Source organism: Pandoraea sp. ISTKB, assembly GCF_001721285.1.
Lineage (GTDB): Bacteria > Pseudomonadota > Gammaproteobacteria > Burkholderiales > Burkholderiaceae > Pandoraea > Pandoraea capi.
Window position 1 is genome coordinate 1 of record NZ_MAOS01000017.1, and the last position, 266, is coordinate 266.

At 60.5% G+C, this 266-nt stretch carries 1 protein-coding gene; it reads right to left on the minus strand.

Annotation, left to right across the window (positions count from 1 at the left end; genetic code table 11):
• Positions 1-266 (minus strand): NAD(P)(+) transhydrogenase (Re/Si-specific) subunit beta (locus tag A9762_RS03960; protein WP_139133059.1); only part of this gene is annotated, 266 nt, incomplete at both ends.

The following is a 266-nucleotide window of genomic DNA, read 5'->3' on the forward strand; positions in this document are numbered from 1 at the left end:
TTGTAAGCCTCGAGAATCGGCATGCCCGCGATCGGCGATTGCGGATCGTTCTTCGCCGCCGGGTTCACCACGTCGTTCGCACCGAGCACCAGCACCACGTCCGTCTGACCGAATTCACCGTTGATTTCGTCCATTTCCAGCACTTGATCGTAGGGGACTTCGGCTTCGGCGAGCAGCACGTTCATGTGACCCGGCATACGACCCGCCACCGGGTGAATCGCGTAGCGCACGTTCACCCCCTTCTCGGAGAGCTTGTCGGTCAGTTC